The 305-nt window shown below is 47.2% G+C and carries 3 tRNA genes; all 3 read right to left on the bottom strand.

The features are described from left to right. The 3 genes from AACR09_RS19600 to AACR09_RS19590 all read right to left on the bottom strand — a co-directional run bounded on the left by AACR09_RS19600 (window position 1) and on the right by AACR09_RS19590 (window position 291). Window positions 1-76: transfer RNA gene (locus AACR09_RS19600), tRNA-Asn, on the bottom strand. Between the two features lie 56 nt (window positions 77-132). Then, window positions 133-208, bottom strand: a tRNA-Phe gene (locus tag AACR09_RS19595). Between the two features lie 7 nt (window positions 209-215). Then, a tRNA-Thr gene (locus AACR09_RS19590) sits at window positions 216-291 on the bottom strand. Window positions 292-305: the final 14 nt, after the last annotated feature.

Genomic DNA, 305 nt, shown 5'->3' with positions numbered 1-305 from the left:
TGGCTCCCCTTGCAAGACTTGAACTTGCGACATACGGATTAACAGTCCGCCGTTCTACCAACTGAACTAAAGGGGAATTACTTGTCTCAACATCAGGTCTATAAAGACCATTATTTGTTAAGCACCAAATAATGGTGCCTCGAGGCGGAATCGAACCACCGACACGCGGATTTTCAATCCGCTGCTCTACCGACTGAGCTATCGAGGCAAAAGAATGGTGCCGACTACCGGAGTCGAACTGGTGACCTACTGATTACAAGTCAGTTGCTCTACCTACTGAGCTAAGTCGGCACACTAAATTCTTT

It is taken from the genome of Vibrio sp. OPT20, from assembly GCF_963889365.1.
GTDB lineage: Bacteria > Pseudomonadota > Gammaproteobacteria > Enterobacterales > Vibrionaceae > Vibrio > Vibrio splendidus.
This window is presented reverse-complemented; position numbering and strand designations above follow the sequence as displayed.